The organism is Mycobacterium sp. E2497 (genome assembly GCF_001668695.1).
Taxonomy (GTDB): Bacteria; Actinomycetota; Actinomycetes; order Mycobacteriales; family Mycobacteriaceae; genus Mycobacterium.
Genome location: NZ_LZKD01000206.1, coordinates 1 through 1133, shown reverse-complemented (window position 1 = coordinate 1133; position 1133 = coordinate 1). Strand labels below are relative to the sequence as shown.

At 65.2% G+C, this 1133-nt stretch carries 1 protein-coding gene; it reads left to right on the top strand.

Annotated elements, in window-relative coordinates; translation table 11 throughout:
* Positions 1 to 40 precede the first annotated feature (40 nt).
* Entirely contained in the window at positions 41 to 1069 is a 1029-nt protein-coding gene (locus A5713_RS18635; protein WP_068097945.1) for a virulence factor Mce family protein, read from the top strand.
* Positions 1070 to 1133 lie beyond the last annotated feature (64 nt).

Genomic DNA, 1133 nt, shown 5'->3' with positions numbered 1-1133 from the left:
GCCCTGACGACCAGCGACCGACGTCACCGAGGAGCACGCCATGAAGGAGAACGTGTCGGGCGCCATCTGGCGCCTGGCCATCTTCTTGGTCGTGTGCACCCTGGGCCTGGTCGCGATGCTGGCGATCTTCGCGCAGCTGCGGTTCGGCAACGAGATGCCGTACAAGGCCAGGTTCAGCAACGTTTCCGGACTCGAGGTCGGCAACTTCGTCCGCATCGCGGGCGTCGAGGTCGGCAAGGTCAGCAAGATCTCGGTCCAGGACGACGGCACCGTGGTCGTCGACTTCAGCGCCGACAACACGGTGGTGCTTACCGACGGCAGCAAGGCGGTCATCCGCTACCAGAACCTCATCGGCGGCCGCTACCTGGCGCTGCAGGAAGGACCCGGTGGCACAAGGCAACTCCGGCCCGGCGACACCATTCCGCTGGGCCGGACGTCGCCGGCGCTGGATCTGGACGCGCTGATCGGCGGCTTCCGCCCGTTGTTTCGCGCGCTGGATCCCAACCAGGTCAACACCTTGTCGAGCGAACTCATCAAGGCGTTCCAGGGCGAGGGCGCAACGATCAGTTCCGTCTTGGCGCGCACCGCCGCGCTGACCAACGCCCTGGCGGACCGGGACCGGCTCATCGGGCAGGTCATTCTCAACCTGCACACGGTGTTGGGCTCGCTCGGAGACCAGAGCGCCCAGTTCGCAAACACCGTCGACTCGTTGTCCCGGCTGCTGGAAACGCTCGCCGACCGTAAGCGAGACATCAGCAACGGGATCGCCTACGCCAACGCCGCGGCCGGTTCGGTCGCCGACCTGATCGCGAAAGGCCGCGCGCCCCTGGCGAAGATCCTCGGCGAGGGCGACCGGGTGGGCGGCCTGATCATGGCCGACCGAGACTATTTCGACGACTTCCTCAACACCCTGCCGGATGCCTACCAGATGCTGAACCGCCAGGGCCTCTATGGCGACTTCTTCAGTTTTTATCTCTGCGAAATGCTCTTCAAGCTGAACGGCAAAGGCGGGCAGCCGGTTTACGTCAAAGTGATCGGCCAGCCCTCGGGGAGGTGCACGCCACGATGAAGTACTTCTCCGAACGCAATCCGCTGGCCGTCGGCGCGATCGGTGTCGTGGTCGTCGCAGGCGT

What these genes read in the sequence shown, in the direction of transcription:
- A5713_RS18635 (WP_068097945.1), top strand. Translation starts at nt 41, where the DNA reads ATGAAGGAGAACGTGTCGGGCGCCATCTGGCGCCTGGCCATCTTCTTG.